Annotated in this window: 19 protein-coding genes and 2 tRNA genes; 18 read left to right on the forward strand and 3 right to left on the reverse strand. The window is 71.0% G+C overall.

Annotated elements, in window-relative coordinates:
* The first annotated feature begins 486 nt into the window (after positions 1–486).
* The 5 genes from proB (at position 487) to AOQ53_RS11705 (ending at position 5,431) form a co-directional block, all read left to right on the forward strand.
* Entirely contained in the window at positions 487–1,593 is a 1,107-nt protein-coding gene (gene proB / locus AOQ53_RS11685) for a glutamate 5-kinase (protein WP_059416948.1), read from the forward strand.
* Positions 1,594–1,728: 135 nt separating this feature from the next.
* A complete protein-coding gene (locus tag AOQ53_RS11690; RefSeq protein WP_059416949.1) occupies positions 1,729–2,187 on the forward strand; it encodes a hypothetical protein in 459 nt (152 codons plus the stop codon).
* An 84-nt stretch (positions 2,188–2,271) separates the two neighbouring features.
* The gene (locus tag AOQ53_RS11695) at positions 2,272–3,558 is read left to right on the forward strand and encodes a glutamate-5-semialdehyde dehydrogenase (protein ID WP_059416950.1); all 1,287 of its coding nucleotides are present in this window, start codon (positions 2,272–2,274) and stop codon (positions 3,556–3,558) included.
* A 156-nt stretch (positions 3,559–3,714) separates the two neighbouring features.
* Positions 3,715–4,272 (forward strand): SCO2584 family spore wall biosynthesis protein, encoded by a 558-nt coding sequence (locus AOQ53_RS11700; RefSeq protein WP_456293489.1) that lies wholly within the window; start codon positions 3,715–3,717, stop codon positions 4,270–4,272.
* An 88-nt stretch (positions 4,273–4,360) separates the two neighbouring features.
* Complete coding sequence (locus AOQ53_RS11705; protein WP_059416952.1) at positions 4,361–5,431, forward strand: SCO2583 family membrane protein; 1,071 nt, start codon at positions 4,361–4,363, stop codon at positions 5,429–5,431.
* An 88-nt stretch (positions 5,432–5,519) separates the two neighbouring features.
* Here AOQ53_RS11705 and AOQ53_RS11710 read toward each other — a convergent pair whose 3' ends face one another.
* Entirely contained in the window at positions 5,520–6,644 is a 1,125-nt protein-coding gene (locus tag AOQ53_RS11710) for a M48 family metallopeptidase (protein WP_059416953.1), read from the reverse strand.
* Between the two features lie 125 nt (positions 6,645–6,769).
* Here AOQ53_RS11710 and AOQ53_RS44585 point away from each other — a divergent pair, with 125 nt between their 5' ends.
* The 10 genes from AOQ53_RS44585 (at position 6,770) to AOQ53_RS11745 (ending at position 11,971) form a co-directional block, all read left to right on the forward strand.
* Positions 6,770–6,931 (forward strand): hypothetical protein, encoded by a 162-nt coding sequence (locus tag AOQ53_RS44585; protein ID WP_086602242.1) that lies wholly within the window; start codon positions 6,770–6,772, stop codon positions 6,929–6,931.
* 163 nt (positions 6,932–7,094) lie between these two features.
* A complete protein-coding gene (locus tag AOQ53_RS44590; protein ID WP_030239898.1) occupies positions 7,095–7,259 on the forward strand; it encodes a hypothetical protein in 165 nt (54 codons plus the stop codon).
* Positions 7,260–7,344: 85 nt separating this feature from the next.
* On the forward strand, positions 7,345–8,088 hold the full coding sequence (gene nadD / locus AOQ53_RS11715; protein WP_059416954.1) for a nicotinate-nucleotide adenylyltransferase: 744 nt from the start codon (positions 7,345–7,347) through the stop codon (positions 8,086–8,088).
* A gap of 16 nt (positions 8,089–8,104) precedes the next feature.
* Positions 8,105–9,799, forward strand: coding sequence for an LCP family protein (locus AOQ53_RS11720; RefSeq protein ID WP_059416955.1), 1,695 nt, complete (start codon positions 8,105–8,107; stop codon positions 9,797–9,799).
* Between the two features lie 104 nt (positions 9,800–9,903).
* Entirely contained in the window at positions 9,904–10,350 is a 447-nt protein-coding gene (gene rsfS, locus AOQ53_RS11725; protein WP_059416956.1) for a ribosome silencing factor, read from the forward strand.
* Entirely contained in the window at positions 10,341–11,015 is a 675-nt protein-coding gene (locus tag AOQ53_RS11730) for a histidine phosphatase family protein (protein WP_059416957.1), read from the forward strand. The genes rsfS and AOQ53_RS11730 overlap by 10 nt, the downstream gene beginning before the upstream one ends.
* A gap of 73 nt (positions 11,016–11,088) precedes the next feature.
* Positions 11,089–11,161, forward strand: a tRNA-Ala gene (locus AOQ53_RS11735).
* Positions 11,162–11,362: 201 nt separating this feature from the next.
* On the forward strand, positions 11,363–11,533 hold the full coding sequence (locus AOQ53_RS44595; protein WP_167745710.1) for a hypothetical protein: 171 nt from the start codon (positions 11,363–11,365) through the stop codon (positions 11,531–11,533).
* A 3-nt stretch (positions 11,534–11,536) separates the two neighbouring features.
* Positions 11,537–11,770: a hypothetical protein gene (locus AOQ53_RS11740; protein WP_006136074.1), complete on the forward strand. Its 234-nt coding sequence runs from the start codon at positions 11,537–11,539 to the stop codon at positions 11,768–11,770.
* 128 nt (positions 11,771–11,898) lie between these two features.
* Positions 11,899–11,971 (forward strand) — tRNA-Ala (locus AOQ53_RS11745).
* A 109-nt stretch (positions 11,972–12,080) separates the two neighbouring features.
* Here the strand turns inward: AOQ53_RS11745 and AOQ53_RS11750 are convergent.
* Positions 12,081–13,697: an NADH-quinone oxidoreductase subunit NuoF family protein gene (locus AOQ53_RS11750; RefSeq protein ID WP_059416958.1), complete on the reverse strand. Its 1,617-nt coding sequence runs from the start codon at positions 13,695–13,697 to the stop codon at positions 12,081–12,083.
* Positions 13,694–14,959, reverse strand: a complete 1,266-nt coding sequence (locus AOQ53_RS11755; protein WP_059416959.1) for a hypothetical protein — start codon at positions 14,957–14,959, stop codon at positions 13,694–13,696. The genes AOQ53_RS11750 and AOQ53_RS11755 overlap by 4 nt, the downstream gene beginning before the upstream one ends.
* A 465-nt stretch (positions 14,960–15,424) precedes the next feature.
* Between AOQ53_RS11755 and leuS the strand changes: the two genes are divergently transcribed.
* The 3 genes from leuS (at position 15,425) to AOQ53_RS11770 (ending at position 20,121) form a co-directional block, all read left to right on the forward strand.
* Entirely contained in the window at positions 15,425–18,304 is a 2,880-nt protein-coding gene (gene leuS / locus AOQ53_RS11760; RefSeq protein ID WP_059416960.1) for a leucine--tRNA ligase, read from the forward strand.
* A 137-nt stretch (positions 18,305–18,441) separates the two neighbouring features.
* Positions 18,442–19,203: a hypothetical protein gene (locus tag AOQ53_RS11765; RefSeq protein ID WP_059416961.1), complete on the forward strand. Its 762-nt coding sequence runs from the start codon at positions 18,442–18,444 to the stop codon at positions 19,201–19,203.
* Between the two features lie 72 nt (positions 19,204–19,275).
* Positions 19,276–20,121 (forward strand): DegV family protein, encoded by an 846-nt coding sequence (locus AOQ53_RS11770; RefSeq protein WP_059416962.1) that lies wholly within the window; start codon positions 19,276–19,278, stop codon positions 20,119–20,121.
* Positions 20,122–20,181: the final 60 nt, after the last annotated feature.

Genomic DNA, 20,181 nt, shown 5'->3' on the forward strand with positions numbered 1-20,181 from the left:
CGGGGGTGTGCGGGGTGTGACGCAGGCGGTGGGTTCGGGGGCGTGCGCGGTGTCTGCTGGGTGCCCGGTGGGGACCTGCGCGGGCGGCTGCACAGCGCGTGTCCGGCGTGGTGTGCGCGGTGCGCGCTGCGGGCGGGCCCGGTGGCGGCCGTCGGGCGCACGACGCGCGTTCGGGACGGCGTGCGCGGTATGGCCCGGGCGGATTCAGGGGGCGTGCGCGGTGTCCCGCGGGCGGGCCTCGGGGCGGCTGCGCGGGCGGCCGCGCAAGCCATGTCCGGGACGGCAGCGAGCCCGTGTCCGGGACGGCACCTTCACAAGCTCATGTCCGCGGACGGCGGGAGCGCGGCGGCCGTGCCGTGACGCCCGTCGTACCGTCCGTAGCGTGGACCGGTGCCGCGCCCTGCCCGCCCGTCCCGTAGATTTCCTGGTGAGCGACCGGATCGACGCGAGGGGACGGACGGCGACGTGGCAGGGGCAAGGCAGGCCGTGGGCGAGGCCCGCAGGATCGTCGTCAAGGTCGGGTCCTCCTCGCTGACGACCGCGTCGGGCGGCCTGGACGCCGACCGCGTGGACGCGCTGGTCGACGTGCTCGCCAAGGTCCGCAGCGGTGGCGAGCGCGAGATCGTCCTGGTCTCCTCCGGCGCCATCGCGGCCGGCCTCGCCCCCCTGGGCCTGCGCCGCCGCCCCAAGGACCTCGCCCGGCAGCAGGCCGCCGCCAGCGTCGGCCAGGGCCTGCTGGTCGCCCGCTACACCGCCTCCTTCGCCCGCTACGGCGTCCGTGTCGGCCAGGTGCTCCTGACCTCCGACGACATGAGCCGCCGCGCCCACCACCGCAACGCCTCCCGCACCCTCGACAAGCTCCTCGCGATGGGCGCCTTCCCGATCGTCAACGAGAACGACACCGTCGCCACGGACGAGATCCGCTTCGGCGACAACGACCGCCTCGCCGCCCTGGTCGCCCACCTCGTCCACGCCGACCTGCTGGTCCTGCTGTCCGACGTGGACGGCGTCTACGACGGCGACCCCGGCAAGCCCGGCACCTCCCGCATCGCCGAGGTGCGCGACCCGTCCGAGCTCGCAGGCGTCGAGATCGGCAGCGCGGGCAAGGCGGGCGTCGGTACCGGCGGCATGGTCACCAAGGTGGAGGCCGCCCGGATCGCGGCCGCCGCCGGCGTGCCCGTCGTGCTCACCAGCGCCGTCCACGCGGCCGACGCCCTGTCCGGCCAGGACACCGGCACCTACTTCCACCCCACCGGCAAGCGCTCCGCCGACCGGCTGCTGTGGCTCCAGCACGCCTCCACCCCGCAGGGCGCCCTCACCCTGGACGACGGTGCCGTCGAGGCCGTCGTGGAGCGCCGCAAGTCGCTGCTGCCCGCAGGGATCGCCGCCGTCGAGGGCGAGTTCAGCGCCGGCGACCCGGTCGAGCTGCGGGACACCACGGGACGGGCCGTGGCCCGTGGGCTCGTCAGCTTCGACGCCAAGGAGATCCCCCGGCTGATCGGCCGCTCGACCCGCGAACTGGCTCGCGAACTCGGCCCCGCGTACGAACGCGAGGTCGTACACAGGGACGACCTGGTGCTCCTGCACCCGTAATGTGTCGAAACGTCCGCCCTCGGTGGTGGACGTTCCGCAAAACCGCCCCGCGATCTCTTGCAGCCTGCTCAACTTTGTCTCGGGGGACATATTCCACAGCAGCGCCACTGTGCAAAGGAGGCCGTCGTGAGACGAGTGCGCCCTGGGGCCACGGCGTCCCGTGGTGGTGCCGGTTCCCGCGCGGCCGGTGAGGAGCGGGCCCTGACGAGCGTGGCGGCCGGGGACCGGTTCGAGGGCGAGGAACCCGCGGACACGCCGCGCCTGTGGCACGTCACCCTCAGCGTCTCCGGCAAGGAGGCCCCGCTCCCCGAGGTCCGGCGCGCCCTGGAACAGCTCGCCCACGACCATCCCTTCCTTCTGACCAGCCGATACGCGGTCGACCACGCGGAGATCCGCTACTGGGAGGAGGCCCGCGACCTGCACGACGCGGCCGCCGTCGCCCTGCGCCTGTGGGGCGAGCACCGGCAGACCGCCGGGCTGCCGCCCTGGGAGATCGTCGGCCTGGAGGTCATCGACCGCGCGACCTATCACCAGCGCATCGCCGAGGGGTACGGGCCGCCGCCGGCGTCGCCGGTCGGAGTCCACCCGTTCTGACCCGGTCCGGCAGCCGTCTCGGGGAGTGTCTCGGGGTATGGAACGCGCGGTGAACGGTCCCGCCCGGCACACTACGCTTCCCTTATGACCACGCTTTCGCCGTACGACTCCATGTCCCCGGTCACCGAGGCCGCCTACCGCGCCAAGGCCGCCGCCGCGAGCCTCGCGCCGCTGCCGCGGGCCGACAAGGACGACGCGCTGCTCGCCATCGCCGACGCGCTGGAGGTCCGTACGAGCGAGATCGTCGAGGCCAACGCCAAGGACGTCGCCAAGGCCCGCGAGGCCGGCATCAGCGAGGGCATGATCGACCGGCTCACGCTCACCCCCGAGCGGGTCCGCGCCATCGCCTCGGACGTGCGCGACGTCGCCTCGCTGCCCGACCCGGTCGGCGAGGTCGTACGCGGCTCCACGCTGCCCAACGGCATCGACCTGCGCCAGGTCCGCGTGCCGCTCGGCGTCGTCGGGATCATCTACGAGGGCCGGCCGAACGTCACCGTCGACGCCGCCGCCCTCTGCCTGAAGTCCGGCAACGCGGTCCTGCTGCGCGGCTCCTCCTCTGCGTACCAGTCGAACAGCGCCCTCGTGCGCGTCCTGCGCGACGCCGTGGGCGGGGCCGGGCTGCCCGCCGACGCCATCCAGCTGGTGCCCGGTGAGAGCCGCGACAGCGTGCGCGAGCTGATGCGCGCCCGCGGCCTGGTCGACGTGCTCATCCCGCGCGGCGGCGCCTCGCTGATCAACACGGTCGTCCAGGAGTCGGTCGTCCCGGTCATCGAGACCGGCACCGGCAACTGCCACGTCTACGTCGACGCGCAGGCCGACCTGGACATGGCGGTCGAGATCCTGATCAATTCCAAGGCCCAGCGCGTCGGCGTCTGCAACGCAGCCGAGACCCTGCTGGTCCACCAGGACATCGCGGCCGAGTTCCTGCCGCGGGCCCTGGACGCCCTCGCCGACGCCGGGGTCACCGTGCACGCCGACGAGCGCGTCCTGGCCCATGCCAAGGACTCCAAGGCCACGGTCGTCGAGGCGACGGCGGAGGACTGGGAGACGGAGTACCTGTCGTACGACATCGCCGCGGCCGTGGTGGACTCGCTGGACAAGGCCGTCGAGCACATCCGGCTGTGGACCTCGGGCCACACCGAGGCCATCGTCACGACCTCCCAGCAGGCCGCCCGCCGCTTCACCCAGCTGGTGGACTCGACCACGGTCGCCGTCAACGCCTCCACCCGCTTCACCGACGGCGGCCAGTTCGGCTTCGGCGCGGAGATCGGCATCTCGACACAGAAGCTGCACGCCCGCGGCCCGATGGGTCTGCCCGAGCTGACCAGCACGAAGTACATCGTCACCGGCGACGGGCACGTGCGGCGCTGACCGCCTGCCACGTGTGTGTGACGCGGCGCATGTGGTTGCGGCAGGGGCGGACCGGCCGGGCGTGCGCCGTGCGATACCCCGTGAACGCCGTCTCAACCGGCGGATGAATTTCCATACTGTCTGCCCAAAATGACCCCCCAGGTCTACTCTGGGACCGTGCCGGAGGACGTGGGGGGCACGCCGTTTCCTGACGGCCGGGAGCCCGACGACGACCACGACCGCGGGGTGTCGGACGAAGAGTTCGCCTCCGTGGTCTTCGACGAGGCCTTCGTACGCGCGGCCATGGTGCACGAGCCGACCGCCGTGGAGCGCCTCCTGGCCGCCGCCAAGGCGAGAGCCGAGGCGGAGGCGCGCCGCGCCCACTCCAGAGGCGAGCGGTACGACGACGGGTACGGCCCGGACGCGTCCGGCGATTTCGGCCGTGATCCCGAGCTGGACGACTCCGACATCCTCGAGGACCACTACGACGGCACGGGGCCGTACTCCAAACAGGTCCGCTGGCACCGCCCCGTCGCCTGGCTGCTCGCCCTCGTGATGGGCATCGGCATGGTCGCGCTGGCCTTCACGGCGGTCTACCGGGGCGCGTCCTCCAACCGCCAGGACCCCGTGCCGGCGCCCACCTCGACCGGGCTGGAACAGGGCAGCGGGGCGGCTCCCTCCGCTTCCGCGGACTACTCCCAGCCGGCCGTCTCGGTGATCCCGCGCACCCCCTGACCGAACCCGCTCGTGTTGGTGAGGACCTGTCAGAACTTGTGGTGCGGCAGGGCGTTTACCCGAGCTTCCGGAGACCTACCCTGAAGATATGGGCGGGCCTGGAGACCCACCTGAGGGGACACCCGAGGGCGGCCCCGGAGGTGGAGAGGACGAGTACCGATCCGTCGTCTTCGACGAATCGTTCGTCCGTGCTGCCCACCTCCAGGAGTACTCCGCCCAGGAGCGGATCAGCGACCACGCGCCCGCCGTGCGCCGCGTCCCGCCCATGCGCCGGGGCCTGTCCCGGCAGGCACTGGTTCTGGTCCTGCTGATCGCCGTCGCCTTCGGCACCGCGATCTACATGGGTGTACGGCACCCCTACCAGAGCCCCGCCGCCCAGGAGACCGCCGAACCCCTGCGGATGACCGTCATCCCGCTCGCCCCCGAGGGCAAGGTGCCCGGCACGGCCGACACCGCCTACCTGTACGAACGGAGCCCCGCCGCACAGTTCAAAACCGGCGCGGAGGGCGTGCCGCTGCCCGCCTCGCGGCGCACCGCGCACTTCTCGGACAGCCAGGTCGTCAGCGCCCTGACCACCGCCAAGGACTACATCGTCCGCTCCGCCCTCGACCCGGACGTGCTCACGGGCCGTGAGGTCCGCGCCGTCCGCGTCCTGCTGGCCCCCGACCAGCTGGACCAGTTCGATCAGAGCTTCGCCCGCCCCACCGCGGACGGACACCACGCGCCCACCGGCTGGCTCGTCCGCTTCGACCCCTCCCGCGCCGAGCTGGCCGACCGCAGGGTGCGGGTCCAGGGCACGCTCCAGGCCGCCGAGGCCGACTCGTCCACGCTCGAGGTCACCGCCGACCACACGTTCGTGTACGCACTGCGGCCCGCCGGGGCCGGTGACAAGGCCGAGGCGTCCCTGTTCACCGTCCGGCGCGAGCTGCACTTCCGCTTCGACCGCGACGACCTGCGCCTGCGCCAGACCCAGCTCGTCGTCTCCTACGTCCAGGCCGGCCCGCTCTCCTGCGCCGAGGACTCCACGAACCACCTGCGCCCCCTCCTGGCCGGCCAGACGGCCAAGGAAGGCGGCCCCGCCGGCACGGACCCCTACGCCACGGGCAGTGCCACGGCCCTGTGCGGCTCCCTGGCGACGAGCGCGCAGCCGAGGGTGTGAGGGCGACTTCCAAGGCGCTCCAAGGCGCTCCAAGGCGCTCCAGGGCACTCCGGGCGCTGTGGTCCTCCCGACGGGTCCTGCGGGCGCCTCAGCTGCCGTCGCGCGGCGGCCGGTCGTCTCCCGGGGAGTCCGACGTACCCGGCGTCTCGGGCCCCTGGGGCGGCTTCTGAGCCGTGTTCGTGAAGCCGCCGAAGCCCCGGCGGACGCGGTCGCCCAGGTCGCCGGCGCCGCCGGCGAGGTCGGTGACCAGCTTCATCAGCGGGTCCTTGGAGCTCTTCACGTGGGTCGTGTAGTGGTTCGCCGAGTCCCGCCAGGAGTCCCGGACCGAGGTGTCCTTGTCCTCGTCGCGCCGCGGGTAGTGGCCGTCCATGATCCGCTGGTAGTCCCGCGACTCGGCCCACTTCTTCAGCTCGGCCGCCCGCACGGTGGTGAAGGGGTGGGAGCGCGGCAGCACGTTGAGGATCTTCAGCACCGAGTCGCGCAGGTCGCCCCCGGCCTCGTACTCCTCGGCCTGGGCGAGGAACGCTTCCACGTTCATCTCGTGCAGGTGGTTACCGCCCGCGATCTTCATCAGACCCCGCATGGACGCCTGAAGATCCTGCCCGACCAGCAGCCCCGCCCGGTCCGCGGACAGCTCCGACTTGCGGAACCACTCGCGCAGCCCGGTCACGATCGCCATGATCGCGAGGTTGCCCAGGGGGATCCAGGCGACCCGGACGGCGAGGCTGGTCAGGAACAGCAGGATGGTCCGGTAGACCGAGTGCCCGGACAGCGCGTGCCCCACCTCGTGCCCGATGACCGCCCGCATCTCCTCCTCGTCGAGCAGCTCGACGAGCCCTGTCGTGACGACGATGATCGGCTCGTCCAGGCCGATGCACATCGCGTTCGGCTGCGGGTCCTGGTTCACGTACATCGGCGGGACCTTCTCCAGGTCCAGGATGTAGCAGGCGTCCCGCAGCATCACGTTCAGATGCGAGAACTGCTGGTCGGACACCCGCACCGAGTCGGACAGGAACAGCAGCCTCAGACTGCGCTCGGGCAGCAGGCCGCTGAGCGCCTTGAACACCGTGTCGAAACCGCTCAGCTTGCGCAGCGCCACCAGGGCCGAGCGGTCGGCCGGATGCTCGTACGTGCGCGAGGAGATTCCGGGGAAGCGCCTGCGCTGCCTGCTCGGCACGTTCTCGTGCCCGTTGTGCTCGTGGCCGTCGGACATGTCTTCCCCCATGTGCGTCTGTGTGACCTTTACGGCCCCTTGTGCGGCCTTTTGCTTCCCCGAGGCAGAGCCCAGCCTAGGCGGAGTTACGGTGGTCGGGCAGTACAGCGAAGGAGACCGCCGCCATGGAGCATCACCCCGCAGCCGCCTGGCTCGCAGAGGCCGCGACCGCCGCCGAGCGGCAAGGAGGGCCGGGGATGCTGCGGTACGTACTGATCGTGATGATCCTGGGCTGTGTGCTGACCGCGTGGTTCCTGCTGCGTGGCTACAGACGGAAGGACGACTGAGGCGCCGGGAAGGTTCCCCGCCGGGCCCCGGGACCGGGCCTGACGGGAGCAGGCACCGCCTCCGTGTCACGAACAGGCGGAGTCGGGGTGATCGCGGTCGGGGCGCCCGCTTACGATGAGCCGACGTCTTTAACCCGCCCACATGCGATAGGTCCTGCCGAAGATGAGCTTCCACAGCACCGCTGCCCAGTTGGTCACCCTCGCCGCCGAGGGCGAGGAGCACGGCGGAAACCACGAGAGCCTCAGCCCCTACCTCACCGGTGGCGCCGCTCTCTTCATCCTGCTGCTGATGCTGTGGATCACCACCCGCTTCAACCGCGACCGCTGAGCCCGGCGGGGTGCCCCGCGCGGGGCACCCAGGGGAACCCGGGGGCGGCCGGAGCCCTCAGGCAGGGCCGGTAGGGTCTGCACGCATGGGAGAGCAGGACATGCCTACCGGTCCGGCGAACGAGACGCCGCACGACCCGGCACAGGACACGGCGAGCGGCACCGAGCGACACTCGGAGCCCCGCCGTGCCGTCACGGCGCACCGCCAGATCGACGGCCCCGGAAACGACCGGCCCCGGCTGGGCAAGCGCCGCCTCGGTGTCATGGGCGGCACCTTCGACCCGATCCACCACGGGCACCTCGTGGCGGCCAGCGAGGTCGCCGCGGCGTTCCACCTCGACGAGGTGGTCTTCGTCCCGACCGGCCAGCCGTGGCAGAAGACCCACCGCAAGGTCTCCCCGGCCGAGGACCGCTACCTGATGACGGTCATCGCGACCGCCGAGAACCCGCAGTTCTCGGTGAGCCGCATCGACATCGACCGCGGCGGCCCCACCTACACCGTGGACACCCTGCGCGACCTGCGCGCGCTCAACCCCGACACGGACCTGTTCTTCATCACGGGCGCCGACGCTCTCGCCCAGATCCTCACCTGGCGGGACAGCGAGGAGCTGATCTCCCTCGCGCACTTCATCGGGGTCACCCGGCCGGGCCACCACCTGAACGACCCAGGACTTCCGGAGGGCGGCGTCTCCCTCGTCGAGGTCCCCGCCCTCGCCATCTCCTCCACGGACTGCCGTGCGAGAGTCGCCAAGGGCGACCCCATCTGGTATCTGGTGCCGGACGGAGTCGTGCGCTACATCGACAAGCGCGAGCTGTACCGCGGCGAATGAGCCGAGAGGGGCACCGGTGAACGACCGATACGACCCGGGGTACGGGGGCGACCAGTACGAGCTCGTCGGCTACGACGAGTACGGCCGGCCTGTCTACCGCCAGGTCCCGGCACAGCAGACCCAGCAGCAGACGTACGACCCGTACGCCCAGCAGCAACAGCAGGGCTACGGCTACGACCCGTACGCCACGACCGGGCAGCAGCCCGGGGCCGCGTACGACTACGGCACCGGTCAGCAGCAGCCCGCCTACGGCTCCTACGACCCCTACGCCTCCGGGCAGCACCAGGGCGGCACCGCGTCTCCCGACCCCTATGGGCAGGCCGCGGCCGGCGCCGGTACGGCCCAGCAGCCCCGCGTCGCCGAACAGACCGCCCACATCCCGCAGCAGGCGGGCCCGGCCGACGACGAGGAAGTCCGCGAGCGGGCCCAACCGGAGTACCACACCGAACAGTTCGCCTTCGTCGAGGAGCCCGACGACAACTCCGAAGACGTCATCGACTGGCTGAAGTTCACCGAGAACCGCACCGAGCGCCGTGAGGAGGCCCGGCGCCGCGCCCGCAGCCGGATCGTCGCCCTGGTCGTCGTCCTCGCGCTCGCCGCGGTCGGCGGCGTCGGTTACCTCTGGTACGCGGGGAAGCTGCCCGGCCTGTCCTCCGACGGCTCCGCGACAGGCACCGCGACGGCCGCGGGCGCCCAGAAGCGCGACGTGATCGTCGTCCACCTGCACGACACCAATGGCGGCGGCACCGCCACGGCCCTCCTCGTCGACAACACCACCACCAAGCGGGGCACCACCGTCCTGCTGCCCAACTCTCTCGCCCTCACCAGCGACGACGGCACCACGACGACGCTCGCCAAGTCGGTCGAGGACGACGGCTCCGACGGCACCCGCGACGCACTCGACACGGTCCTCGGCACCGACATCCAGGGCACCTGGCGCCTGGACACCCCTTACCTCCAGAACCTCGTCGACCTCGTCGGCAACATCGACGTCGACACCGACACGGACGTCCCCGACCCCGAGGCCAAGAAGAAGGGCGCGGCTCCCCTGGTCAACAAGGGCAAGGCCCAGACCCTCAGCGGCAAGATGGCCGTCGCCTACGCCACCTACCGTGCCCCCGGCGAGGCCCAGGACGCCCAGCTGGAGCGGTTCGGGCAGGTCCTGCAAGGCGTACTGCGCAAGATGTCCTCCGACCCGCAGGCCGCGACGACCACGATCCAGACCCTGGCGCAGATCCTGGACCCGTCCCTGACCGACAAGGACCTCGGCACCTTCCTCGCCGGGCTCTCCGACCTCGCCAAGGGCGGCGACTACAAGACGGATCTGCTGCCCGTCCAGACCGACGGCACGCTCAGCGCCCAGGCGAGCGCGGGGGTGGTCAGGAACGTCCTCGGCGGCACCGCCAAGAGCCCCGACAAGGACGCCGCCGTCAGCGTCTCCGTCCAGAACGCCAGCGGTGTGAAGGACAACACGGAGAAGGCCCGCGTCGTGCTCCTCAACGGCGGCTTCACCTTCCTGGAGGGCGGCACGCCCGGCTCCGCCCAGGCCACGTCCAAGGTCACCTACGCCGACGCCGCCGACAAGGCCGACGCGGTCGAGGTCGCCAAGACCCTGGGCCTGCCCGCGGGCTCCGTCACCAAGGGCGGGATCTCCGCAGGCGCCGACGTCGCCGTCGTCCTCGGCCAGGACTACAAGCCGTCGTCCGACTAGCCGGCAGGAGTGTGCTCCCCACCCGGTCCCCGTAATCGCGTGGGGGGCGCACGGCGGGTCGTGAGACCCTAGGTGGCAAGTGACCGCCGACGGAAAGCCTTGTAGTGACCGTGACCGACCGCTCTCACGAGCTGATCAACACCGCCGCCCAGGCGGCCGCCGACAAGCTGGCACACGACATCGTCGCCTACGACGTCAGTGACGTGCTGTCCATCACGGACGCCTTCCTGCTGGCCTCCGCTCCCAACGACCGCCAGGTCAAGTCGATCGTCGACGAGATCGAGGAGCGTCTCAACAAGGAGCTCGGCGCCAAGCCGGTGCGCCGCGAGGGCGACCGCGAGGCCCGCTGGGTGCTGCTGGACTACGTCGACATCGTCGTCCACGTCCAGCACAGCGAGGAGCGCGTCTTCTACGCCCTGGAGCGGCTGTGGAAGGACTGCCCCGAGCTGGAGCTGCCCGAGGACGCCAAGGCCACCCGCGGCAAGGCCGAGGAGCACGCCAAGCTGCGAGCGGCCGAGGAGGCGGCGGAGCTGGACGGTGACTGGCGGTGACCTCCTTCACTGAGGCGTCCGCCGGCAAGGGCCGGGGCCGCCGCATCATCCTCTGGCGGCACGGCCAGACCGCGTGGAACGTGGAGCGCCGCTTCCAGGGCACCACGGACGTCGAGCTCACCGAGACCGGCGTCGCCCAGGCCCGCCGCGCCGCCCGCCTGCTCGTCGGCCTGAAGCCGGCCGCGATCGTCGCCTCCGACCTGAAGCGGGCCGCGAACACGGCCGCCGAACTCGCCGCGCTCACCGGCCTCGACGTGACCCACGACGAGGCGCTGCGCGAGACCTACGCCGGTGTCTGGCAGGGCCTGACGCACGAGGAGATCATCGCCCGGCACGGCGACGAGTACGCCGCGTGGAAGCGCGGCGAGCCGGTGCGCCGCGGTGGTGGCGAACTGGAGACCGAGGTCGCCGACCGCGCCGCCCCCGTGGTGCTGCGCCACGCCGAGAAGCTCCCCGAGGACGGCACGCTCGTCGTGGTCAGTCACGGCGGCACCATCCGCACCACCATCGGCCGCCTCCTCGCCCTGGACCCCCACAACTGGGAGAGCCTCGGCGGACTCTCCAACTGCTGCTGGTCCGTCCTCGGCGAAGGCGCCCGCGGCTGGCGCCTGCTGGAGCACAACGCCGGCACGCTGCCGGAACCGGTGCTCGGCGACGACGACTGACCCGGATTTCACTTTCCGGCAGGTCGCAGGCTAAAGTTCTTCTTGTTCGCCCCGCCGAGCGGGGAGAACACGAGGGGCTATAGCTCAGTTGGTAGAGCGCCTGCATGGCATGCAGGAGGTCAGGAGTTCAATTCTCCTTAGCTCCACGTCAAGATCCCGTTCCCGTCCAGGGGGCGGGATTTTTCGTGCCCCGGGTTGAGTCACTCGGGGCCACTGAGGCGTATACCTCTACGGCCACGACGCCTGCCGTGTCCGGACTGGTACTGAGGCGTCGCTGACCGTATTGCTCCGGCCGTGGCAGAATCAAACGGCCGGAAGGGGGCGCGGCCCGACGGGAGGGAGTAGCGATGCCTGCGAGCATCCGGGAGGTCGACCACCTCCTCGGAGCAGCATTGAAACGGGACATGTCGACCCGCCTCAGCTGCCCTTCCTGCGGATCCGCGCACGTGGCCCAGATGCTCGGCGACAACGGCGGGATCTCCTACGTGTGCACGGCCTGCGGCCACAGCTGGAGCTGATCGATGGGTGCACACAGGCGGAAATGCGACTGGTGTGGCAGTGGGACGCCGATCGTCCGCGACATGGAGCCGATCAATCCCGACTACCAGTACTGGTGCGAGGAGTGCGCACGGGCGCTGATCATAAAGGGCGACCCGATCGAGACGTACCGCGAGCTGGAGGGCGAGCCGATCTACGGCCGGCTTCTGGAGGAGCACTGCACGCTCAAGCGGTTCTATTCGTTCGTCACGGCGTAGAGCCCGCAGGGTCGGTGTAAATCCGGCATAGCGGGCATCCCCGTACGAGGCGAAATCGATTTGGTGTTGGGCCCGGTGGACCAGTAATGTTGGCGTCGCCGCCGGGGAAACCCGGAGGGGCACAGCAAGGGGCTATAGCTCAGTTGGTAGAGCGCCTGCATGGCATGCAGGAGGTCAGGAGTTCAATTCTCCTTAGCTCCACACCAGATGAGAAGGCGGGCCATCCGATCGGATGGCCCGCCTTCTTCGTGTGCGGTGTCCGTGTGTGCGTACGGCGGGCTCCCCTGAGGGAAGCCCGCCGTACGTGTGCTCAGCGGCCGAGAGCGCGGCGGCCGCGGCCCTGGGACAGGACAGGGAGGTTGCGGGACGGCGCGCCGCCCTGAGCGCGCGTGTCCTCCTCGATGCGCAGGGCCAGCGCCGGGCAGCGGCGCACCGCGCGTAGAGCCTTGGCCTCGGCGTACCGCGGCACCTGCGCCTGCGCCACGGTCGGGAAGCCGTCGGCGCCGAGCTGGAACACCTCGGGGAGGATGTCCGCGCACAGGCCGTGGCCCCGGCACAGCGTCCAGTCGACGTAGATCTTCTGGCGGCTGGGGCCGTTCTCCTCGGACTCGCCGCCGCCCGGGATGCCCGTAGGGGCCCTGCCGCCCTCGAAGAGCGGCAGAACGCCCTCCACGGGCCGTCCGCAGCCGTTTCCGAGGACATGGGCGGCCAGGTCGTCCGTGAACGCCTTGATGGTCGACTCGATGAACATCGCGGAGCCGTCCGGGTGCGAGCACGCGCCGCGCCGCTTCACGTTCTTGGCGACCTGCTTGAGGGCTTCCAGGGCGGCAGGTCCGCCGCCGTTGAGGATGTCCTCCAGGCCGCGCGCGGCGGCCGGCAGGCCGAGGTAGCAGGGGCCGCACTGGCCCGCGCTCTCCTCCGCCAGCCACTGGGCGACACGCAGTGACTCGCCCAGCGGGCAGGTGTCCTGAGTGATCGGCAGGATCGCGCCGGCGCCGAGCGCGCCGCCCACCGCGTCCAGGGAGTTGCGGGAGACGATCGCCTCGTTGACCGTCGCCGCGTCGATCCACTTGCCGTGGTAGCCGCCGGTGAGCACGCCCTGTGGCACCGGCGGGGCGCCGGCGAGCTGGAGGACGTACCGCAGCGGCACGCCCGTCGGGACCTCGATCACCATGGGGCGGGCGACCGCCCCGGAGACCGTGAGCATGACGGTGCCCGGCTCGTCGTACAGGCCGGTGTTGCCGTAGCGCTCCGGGCCGATGCGGGCGGCGATGGCCAGTTGGGCGAAGGTCTCGGCGTTGGACAGCAGCGTGGGCGCGCCGCCGACGCCGTTCTGTGAGGCGCTGACCTTGCGGCCCGGCGGGATGGCCGGGCCGCCGTCGATGGAACGGATCAGCGACGCGGCGGCGCCGGTGACCATACGGACAGGATTGCGCTGCACACGCGCGCGGAGTGCCGACCTGCGGCCGTTGCTGAGGCCGCGTTCGGCCAGCGCGGCCTCCATGGAGCGCTGTGTGGACTCACGGGTGACCCCCACCACGAGCGTGCGGGCACCCAGCGCCTCGGCGCACAGCAGTGCGCCGTCCAGGATCAGATGGGGAGCACGGTTGATCAGCACCGTGTCCTTGCGGCAGGCCGGCTCGTCCTCGCTTCCGTTCACGACGACGACCGGCCGGACGCCGCGTTTGATCGCGGCCTCGGCGACCGAGCGCAGCTTTTTGTGGAAGGGGAAGCCCGCGCCGCCGCGGCCCTTCAGGTTGATGCGTTCGGCGAGTTGCGCGAGCTGCTCGCCGCCCATCGGCTCGAGTGGCCCGTGCACCTTCAGGTGCATGGGCAGATCGAGCCGATCGACAAGGTCGAAGCCGGACGTGAGCTGGGGAAGACCGACCACGCGGACTTCGGGTACGTCAGGCAAAGCCTCGTTCACTTAAAGCCTCCGGAAGGCGTGTTCCAAGGTTCGCCCGGTCCCGGTGCGTCGAAGTCGTAGGACGCACCGGGCAGTGTTTCAGTGGCGGGACCGCTGTTGTACGTGTCGTTCGGGTAGTACGTGTCGTAGACGGCGTTCGTCTCACCCGTGTCGTACACGTCACTCGATCCATAGCCGGAGGCGCCTGGATTGTCATAGGCCGGGATGCTTTGGCCGGTGTCCTGCAGGGGGTCGTAGGGCGGGATGTTGAAGCCCGTGTCCTGGAGCGGGTCGTAGGCCGACGGCGGGGCCTCGCCGACCGGCGGCGGGGACGGGATCGGCCAGTTGCCCGAGGTGCTGGAAGGGCCGTCCACGGTCGGGATGGTCTGCGTGGGCTGCATGTCCAGCGGCAGTTGCATGCGGTCGGTCGGCCCCGGCGCGAACGCCTGCTGGCCCACGGGCGGGCTCGAGACGGCCCGGTAGGCCGCGGCGAAACCGCTCGTGGACTCCTGGGGGGTGGGGCGCTCCGCCTTCTCGTACCGCCGCCCGGACGCGGGCGCCGCAGCTCCGCCACGGGCCTCCCGGCCTTCGTAACCGGGCAGTGCGGAGCCGGCCCCGGCCCGGGCCCGGCTCTCCTCCAGGTCCCTGCGGCCCTGGCTGTCGGTGGGCCCGATGAGCGCGGCGACCCTATCGGCGACCTTGCGCTTGACCGGGCGCGGAGCCGCGCGCAGGGCGAGGGCTCCGGCCACCCCGGCCAGGGACAGGCAGTACAGGATGACGAAGATCGGCTTGGCCGCGCGACCCGCGTAGAGCCCGTGGACGAGAGCGGCGCACCAGGCCGGATAGGCCAGCATGTGCATGGCCCGCCAGCGGGCCGCGACCGGGGCGGGGGACGCGAAGCGGTTGCGCAGCACGCCGGTGATGCCCACGAAGATCATGAGCATGCCTGCCAGGGTGCCCAGGCCGATCAGGAAGGACCTGCCCGCCACCAGCTCTTCGTCGGTGAACAGCAGCCCGAAGGGGATCACCGCGGCGATCCACGAGGTGTGGGACAGCGCCAGCTTCACTCCGATGTGCACCAGCAGGAAGGCGATCGAGGCAACGGCCGTGGTCCGGTGCACGGCCTGCGCCAGGATGCGCCTGCGGGCGTCGAGGAGGATTCGGTCCTGGGCGACCAGGCCCCAGATCACCGAGCAGGTCAGGCATACCAGGGACAGCACGCCCGCGCCGAAGTTGAGGTACTCGGCGAAGGAGTCGTCTGCCGTGGAGTCGTTGGGGTTCACGACCGGCCTCCCCGCATTCCGGCGACCGGGTGGAGCGAGGGGGTACTGCGATGAGGGTTCATGGGGGCAACTCCGAGCGGTTCGGGAAAGCGGTCCCGCTGCCGCACTCTAAGCGGAGCCATACCGATGGGTATCAGGTTTGGGTTATTGCGTTGTTATCAAAGGACAATGCGGTTGTTGTGATGTCCCTTAGCGGCTGTTACGCGAAGTAACCTTTGACCTTGGTTCAGCTTTTGGGCACCGAGACGGCCCCCGGAAGCGCCTCGCGGCGCGCTGGGGGCCTGCGGTACCCTAGCGCCATGCGTGCCGTACGCCTTCTGCTTAGCGGGCCGCGCTGATCAGTCCCGGCCACCGGACGAGTCGAGTGGCCGGAATCGGCGCGGCGTCCCCTCCTGTGCGAGGGGATTTTTCGTTTCTCGAACCACACAGCCGCAGGCAGAGACGATCGATGGAGCTTTGAGGATCATGAGCGAGACGAACCCCGCTGCCGCCCCCGAGGTGGCAGCGCCGCACCGCTACACGGCCGCCATGGCTGCCGAGATCGAGGCACGCTGGCAGGACTTCTGGGACGCCGACGGCACCTACGGCGCGCCCAACCCGAAGGGCGACCTGGCGGGCGACCAGGGGGCCGTCGCCAAGCCCAAGAAGTTCGTCATGGACATGTTCCCGTACCCCTCGGGTGCGGGCCTGCACGTCGGACACCCGCTGGGCTACATCGCCACGGACGTGTACGCGCGCTTCCAGCGGATGACCGGCCACAACGTCCTGCACACCCTGGGCTTCGACGCCTTCGGCCTGCCCGCCGAGCAGTACGCCGTGCAGACCGGCACGCACCCGCGCGTGTCCACCGAAGCCAACATGGAGAACATGAAGTCCCAGCTGCGCCGGCTGGGCCTGGGTCACGACAAGCGCCGGTCGTTCGCCACGATCGACCCCGAGTACTACAAGTGGACCCAGTGGATCTTCCTGCAGATCTTCAACTCCTGGTACGACCACGATGCCAGGAAGGCCCGCCCGATCTCCGAACTGGTCGACCAGTTCGAGTCGGGTGAGCGGCCCGTACCGGGCCACACGCGCGCGTGGAGCGAGCTGAGCGACGCCGAGAAGGCCGACGTCCTGGGCGAGTTCCGGCTGGCCTACGCCTCCGACGCGCCGGTCAACTGGTGCCCCGGGCTGGGCACCGTGCTGGCCAACGAGGAGGTCACCGCCGACGGCCGCTCCGAGCGCGGCAACTTCCCGGTCTTCAAGGCCAAGCTGCGCCAGTGGAACATGCGCATCACGGCCTACGCCGACCGGCTGCTGGAGGACCTGCAGGAGCTGGACTGGCCCGAGGCCATCAAGCTCCAGCAGCGCAACTGGATCGGCCGCTCCGAGGGCGCCCGCGTCGACTTCCCGATCGACGGCGAGCGCATCACGGTCTTCACCACCCGCCCGGACACCCTGTTCGGCGCCACCTACATGGTGCTGGCGCCCGAGCACCCGCTGGTCGAGAAGTTCACCCCGGCCGCCTGGCCGGAGGGCACCCACGAGGTGTGGACCGGCGGTCACGCGGCCCCCGGGGAGGCCGTCGCCGCCTACCGCGCGCAGGCCGCGTCCAAGTCCGACGTGGAGCGGCAGGCCGAGGCCAAGGACAAGACCGGCGTCTTCATCGGCGCGTACGCGACCAACCCGGTCAACGGCGAGCAGATCCCGGTCTTCATCGCCGACTACGTGCTGATGGGCTACGGCACCGGCGCGATCATGGCGGTCCCGGCACACGACCCGCGTGACTTCGAGTTCGCGCGCGCCTTCGAGCTGCCGGTCAACTGCGTCGTCGAGCCGACCGACGGCCGCGGCACCGACACCTCGACGTGGGACGACGCCTTCGTGTCGTACGACGCGAAGATCGTCAACTCCACGGGGGAGGGCGTCTCCCTGGACGGCCTGAGTGTCGTCGACGCCAAGGCGCGCAGCACCGAGTGGCTGGAGCGGTCCGGCACCGGCGAGGGCACCGTCAACTTCCGGCTGCGCGACTGGCTGTTCAGCCGCCAGCGCTACTGGGGCGAGCCCTTCCCGATCGTCTACGACGAGGACGGCATCGCCCACGCGCTGCCCGAGTCGATGCTGCCCCTGGAGCTGCCCGAGGTCGAGGACTACTCGCCGCGCACGTTCGACCCGGACGACGCCGACACCCAGCCCGAGACGCCGCTGTCCCGCAACGAGGACTGGGTCAACGTCACGCTGGACCTGGGCGACGGCCGTGGTCCGCGCAAGTTCCGCCGCGAGACCAACACCATGCCCAACTGGGCCGGTTCCTGCTGGTACGAGCTGCGCTACCTGGACCCGCACAACAGCGAGCAGCTGGTCGACCCGGAGATCGAGCGGTACTGGATGGGCCCGCGCGAGGGCCGGCCGCACGGCGGTGTCGACCTGTACGTCGGCGGCGCCGAGCACGCCGTGCTGCACCTGCTGTACGCGCGCTTCTGGTCCAAGGTGCTGTACGACCTGGGGCACGTCTCCTCGGCGGAGCCGTTCCACAAGCTGTTCAACCAGGGCATGATCCAGGCCTACGTCTACCGCGACAGCCGTGGCATCGCGGTGCCGGCCGCCGAGGTGGAGGAGCGCGACGGCGCGTACTACTACCAGGGCGAGAAGGTCTCCCGGCTGCTGGGCAAAATGGGCAAGTCCCTGAAGAACGCGGTCACTCCGGACGAGATCTGCGAGGAGTACGGCGCCGACACACTGCGTCTGTACGAGATGGCGATGGGCCCGCTGGACGTCTCCCGCCCCTGGGACACGCGCGCGGTGGTGGGCCAGTTCCGGCTGCTCCAGAGGCTGTGGCGCAACATCGTCGACGAGGCGACCGGCGAGGTCACCGTCGTCGACGCCGAGCCGGACGAGGAGACGCTGCGCGCCCTGCACAAGGCGATCGACGGCGTGCGCGGAGACCTGGAGGGCATGCGGTTCAACACCGCCATCGCCAAGGTCACGGAGCTGAACAACCACCTGACCAAGGCGGGCGGCGCGGTGCCGCGCTCCGTGGCCGAGCCGCTGGTGCTGATGGTCGCGCCGCTGGCCCCGCACATCGCCGAGGAGCTGTGGCGCAAGCTGGGGCACGAGGACTCCGTGGTGCACCAGGACTTCCCGGTGGCCGACCCGGCGTACGTGGTCGACGAGACCGTGACCTGCGTCGTCCAGATCAAGGGCAAGGTCAAGGCGCGGCTGGAGGTCCCGCCGTCGATCTCCGAGGACGAGCTGGAGAAGGCCGCGCTGGGCGACGAGAAGGTCGTCGCCGCGCTGGGCGGGGCCGGGATCCGGAAGGTGATCGTGCGGGCGCCGAAGCTGGTGAACATCGTCCCGGCGTAGCCGCCAGGCACTGCGGGCCGCTCTCCGGGTGGTCCCCTACGGGCAGGTTCGGGGTTTTTCTGGAACTCCGGGCCTGCCTGTTGCGTTTACCGTTGAAGAGCGCGTGAGATGTGCCGAGAAGCCCTGAGGAGGAGCCGGTGGACGCAGTGATCGCAGTATTCGCTCTGCTCTTCATGCTCTTTCTCGGGCTCGGTGTGTACGCCACGGTGAAGGTGGTCGGCGCCGCCAAGCGCGGTGTGGACCGCGGCATCACGCAGGCCCGCCGCACGGTCGAGGACCACACCCTGCGGGCCAAGTCCTTCGCCCAGCCGGGCGCCGCGGGCGAGCTCGCCCAACTCCGGCTGAAACTGCGCACCTCCATGCGTGCCACCCAGGACGCGCTGCACGCGGCCGTCGCCGAGGACGAGTCCCTGAAGGAGTCCATCGGCCTCTTCGAACGGCTCAGCGCGCACGGGCACGAGCTGGACGACGAGCTGAAGCGCCTGGAGTCCGAGCCCGACCGCGGCGCGCTCGGCGAGCGGCTGCCCGAGCTGCGCGAGCGCACCGAACGCATCACACAGTCGGCGGACGCCCTGCGCTGGGCGGCCCGCGACCGCGCCCGCCGCTTCGCGGGGGACGACCTGGACACACTCAGCGCCCAGATCGACATGGAGGCCGGCGCGCTACGGCACTGGACGACGACGCCGGAGTCCCAGGCCGCCTCCTCTCCGGATCCGCAGCCCGCCGCGAGGCCGTGGCCCGAGGCACCCGCCGCCGATGCCGCAACGGCCGGGCAGACCTGGCCGCAGACCCCGCAGTCGAGCCCGGCGGACGAGCCGGCACGGCCCGCCATCACCCCGCCGGCACCGCGCCCCACCTACCCCTGGCAGAAGAAGCCCCGCCCCGAGAGCACCACTTGATCCGGCCACTCGCGTCACGGGGCACGGGGGCCGGGCTGCCGCACGGGCGCTACGGCAGGTAACCTCCAGCTCATGTCCCGCCATGTCGCGATCGTCACCGATTCAACGGCCTACCTGCCGGCCCGGACGATGGAGCGCCACGGCATCACAGCGGTACCTCTGACCGTCGTCCTCGGCGACCGGGCGCTGGAGGAGGGCACCGAGATCTCGACCCGCGCCCTCGCCCAGGCTTTGCAGAAGCGGCGCCCGGTGACGACCTCGCGGCCCAGCCCCGCACTCTTCGAGGAGACGTACCGCAAGGTCGCCGAGTCCGGCGCCACCGGCATCGTCTCCCTCCATCTCTCCGCCGAGCTCTCCGGTACGTACGACGCGGCCGTCGTCGCCGCGCGGCAGGCACCGGTGCCGGTGCGGGTGGTGGACACCGGCATGATCGCGATGGCGCTCGGCTTCTGCGCGCTCGCCGCGGCGGAGACAGCGGAATCGGGCGGCACGGTGGACGAGGCCGTCACAGCCGCGGAGAAGCGGGCCGCGGGCACGTCCGCCTACTTCTACGTCGACACCCTCGACTACCTGCGCCGCGGCGGCCGTATCGGTGCCGCGCAGGCCCTGCTGGGCTCGGCGCTCGCGGTGAAGCCGCTGCTGCAACTGGCCGACGGCCGTATCCAACCGCTGGAGAAGGTGCGGACCGCGTCGAAGGCGATCGCCCGCCTCGAGGAGATCGCGGCCGAGCGGGCGGGCAGCGGCCAGGTCGACGTCGCCGTCCACCATCTCGCCGCGCCGGACCGGGCATCGGCACTCGCCGACCGGTTGCGGGCACGGGTGCCCGGGCTCGCCGATCTGCATGTCAGCGAGGTCGGGGCGGTGATCGGGGCGCACACCGGGCCCGGGTTGCTGGGGGTCGTGGTTTCGCCGCAGTGAACGGTTACGGCGGGCTCTGATCATCCGTGTGGGTGGCCGGGTTATCCACAAGTCGGCCGT

Origin of the sequence: Streptomyces azureus (assembly GCF_001270025.1) — a bacterium.
In the GTDB taxonomy this organism is placed as follows: domain Bacteria; phylum Actinomycetota; class Actinomycetes; order Streptomycetales; family Streptomycetaceae; genus Streptomyces; species Streptomyces azureus.

Excerpts from the sequence above, each read along its gene's own strand:
- AOQ53_RS11695 (WP_059416950.1), top strand. The coding sequence starts at position 2,272 with ATGACCACGCTTTCGCCGTACGACTCCATGTCCCCGGTCACCGAGGCC.
- AOQ53_RS11705 (WP_059416952.1), top strand. The coding sequence starts at position 4,361 with ATGGGCGGGCCTGGAGACCCACCTGAGGGGACACCCGAGGGCGGCCCC.
- AOQ53_RS11710 (WP_059416953.1), bottom strand. The coding sequence starts at position 6,644 with ATGTCCGACGGCCACGAGCACAACGGGCACGAGAACGTGCCGAGCAGG.
- AOQ53_RS44585 (WP_086602242.1), top strand. The coding sequence starts at position 6,770 with ATGGAGCATCACCCCGCAGCCGCCTGGCTCGCAGAGGCCGCGACCGCC.
- AOQ53_RS44590 (WP_030239898.1), top strand. The coding sequence starts at position 7,095 with ATGAGCTTCCACAGCACCGCTGCCCAGTTGGTCACCCTCGCCGCCGAG.
- nadD (WP_059416954.1), top strand. The coding sequence starts at position 7,345 with ATGGGAGAGCAGGACATGCCTACCGGTCCGGCGAACGAGACGCCGCAC.
- AOQ53_RS44595 (WP_167745710.1), top strand. The coding sequence starts at position 11,363 with ATGCCTGCGAGCATCCGGGAGGTCGACCACCTCCTCGGAGCAGCATTG.
- AOQ53_RS11740 (WP_006136074.1), top strand. The coding sequence starts at position 11,537 with ATGGGTGCACACAGGCGGAAATGCGACTGGTGTGGCAGTGGGACGCCG.
- leuS (WP_059416960.1), top strand. The coding sequence starts at position 15,425 with ATGAGCGAGACGAACCCCGCTGCCGCCCCCGAGGTGGCAGCGCCGCAC.
- AOQ53_RS11770 (WP_059416962.1), top strand. The coding sequence starts at position 19,276 with ATGTCCCGCCATGTCGCGATCGTCACCGATTCAACGGCCTACCTGCCG.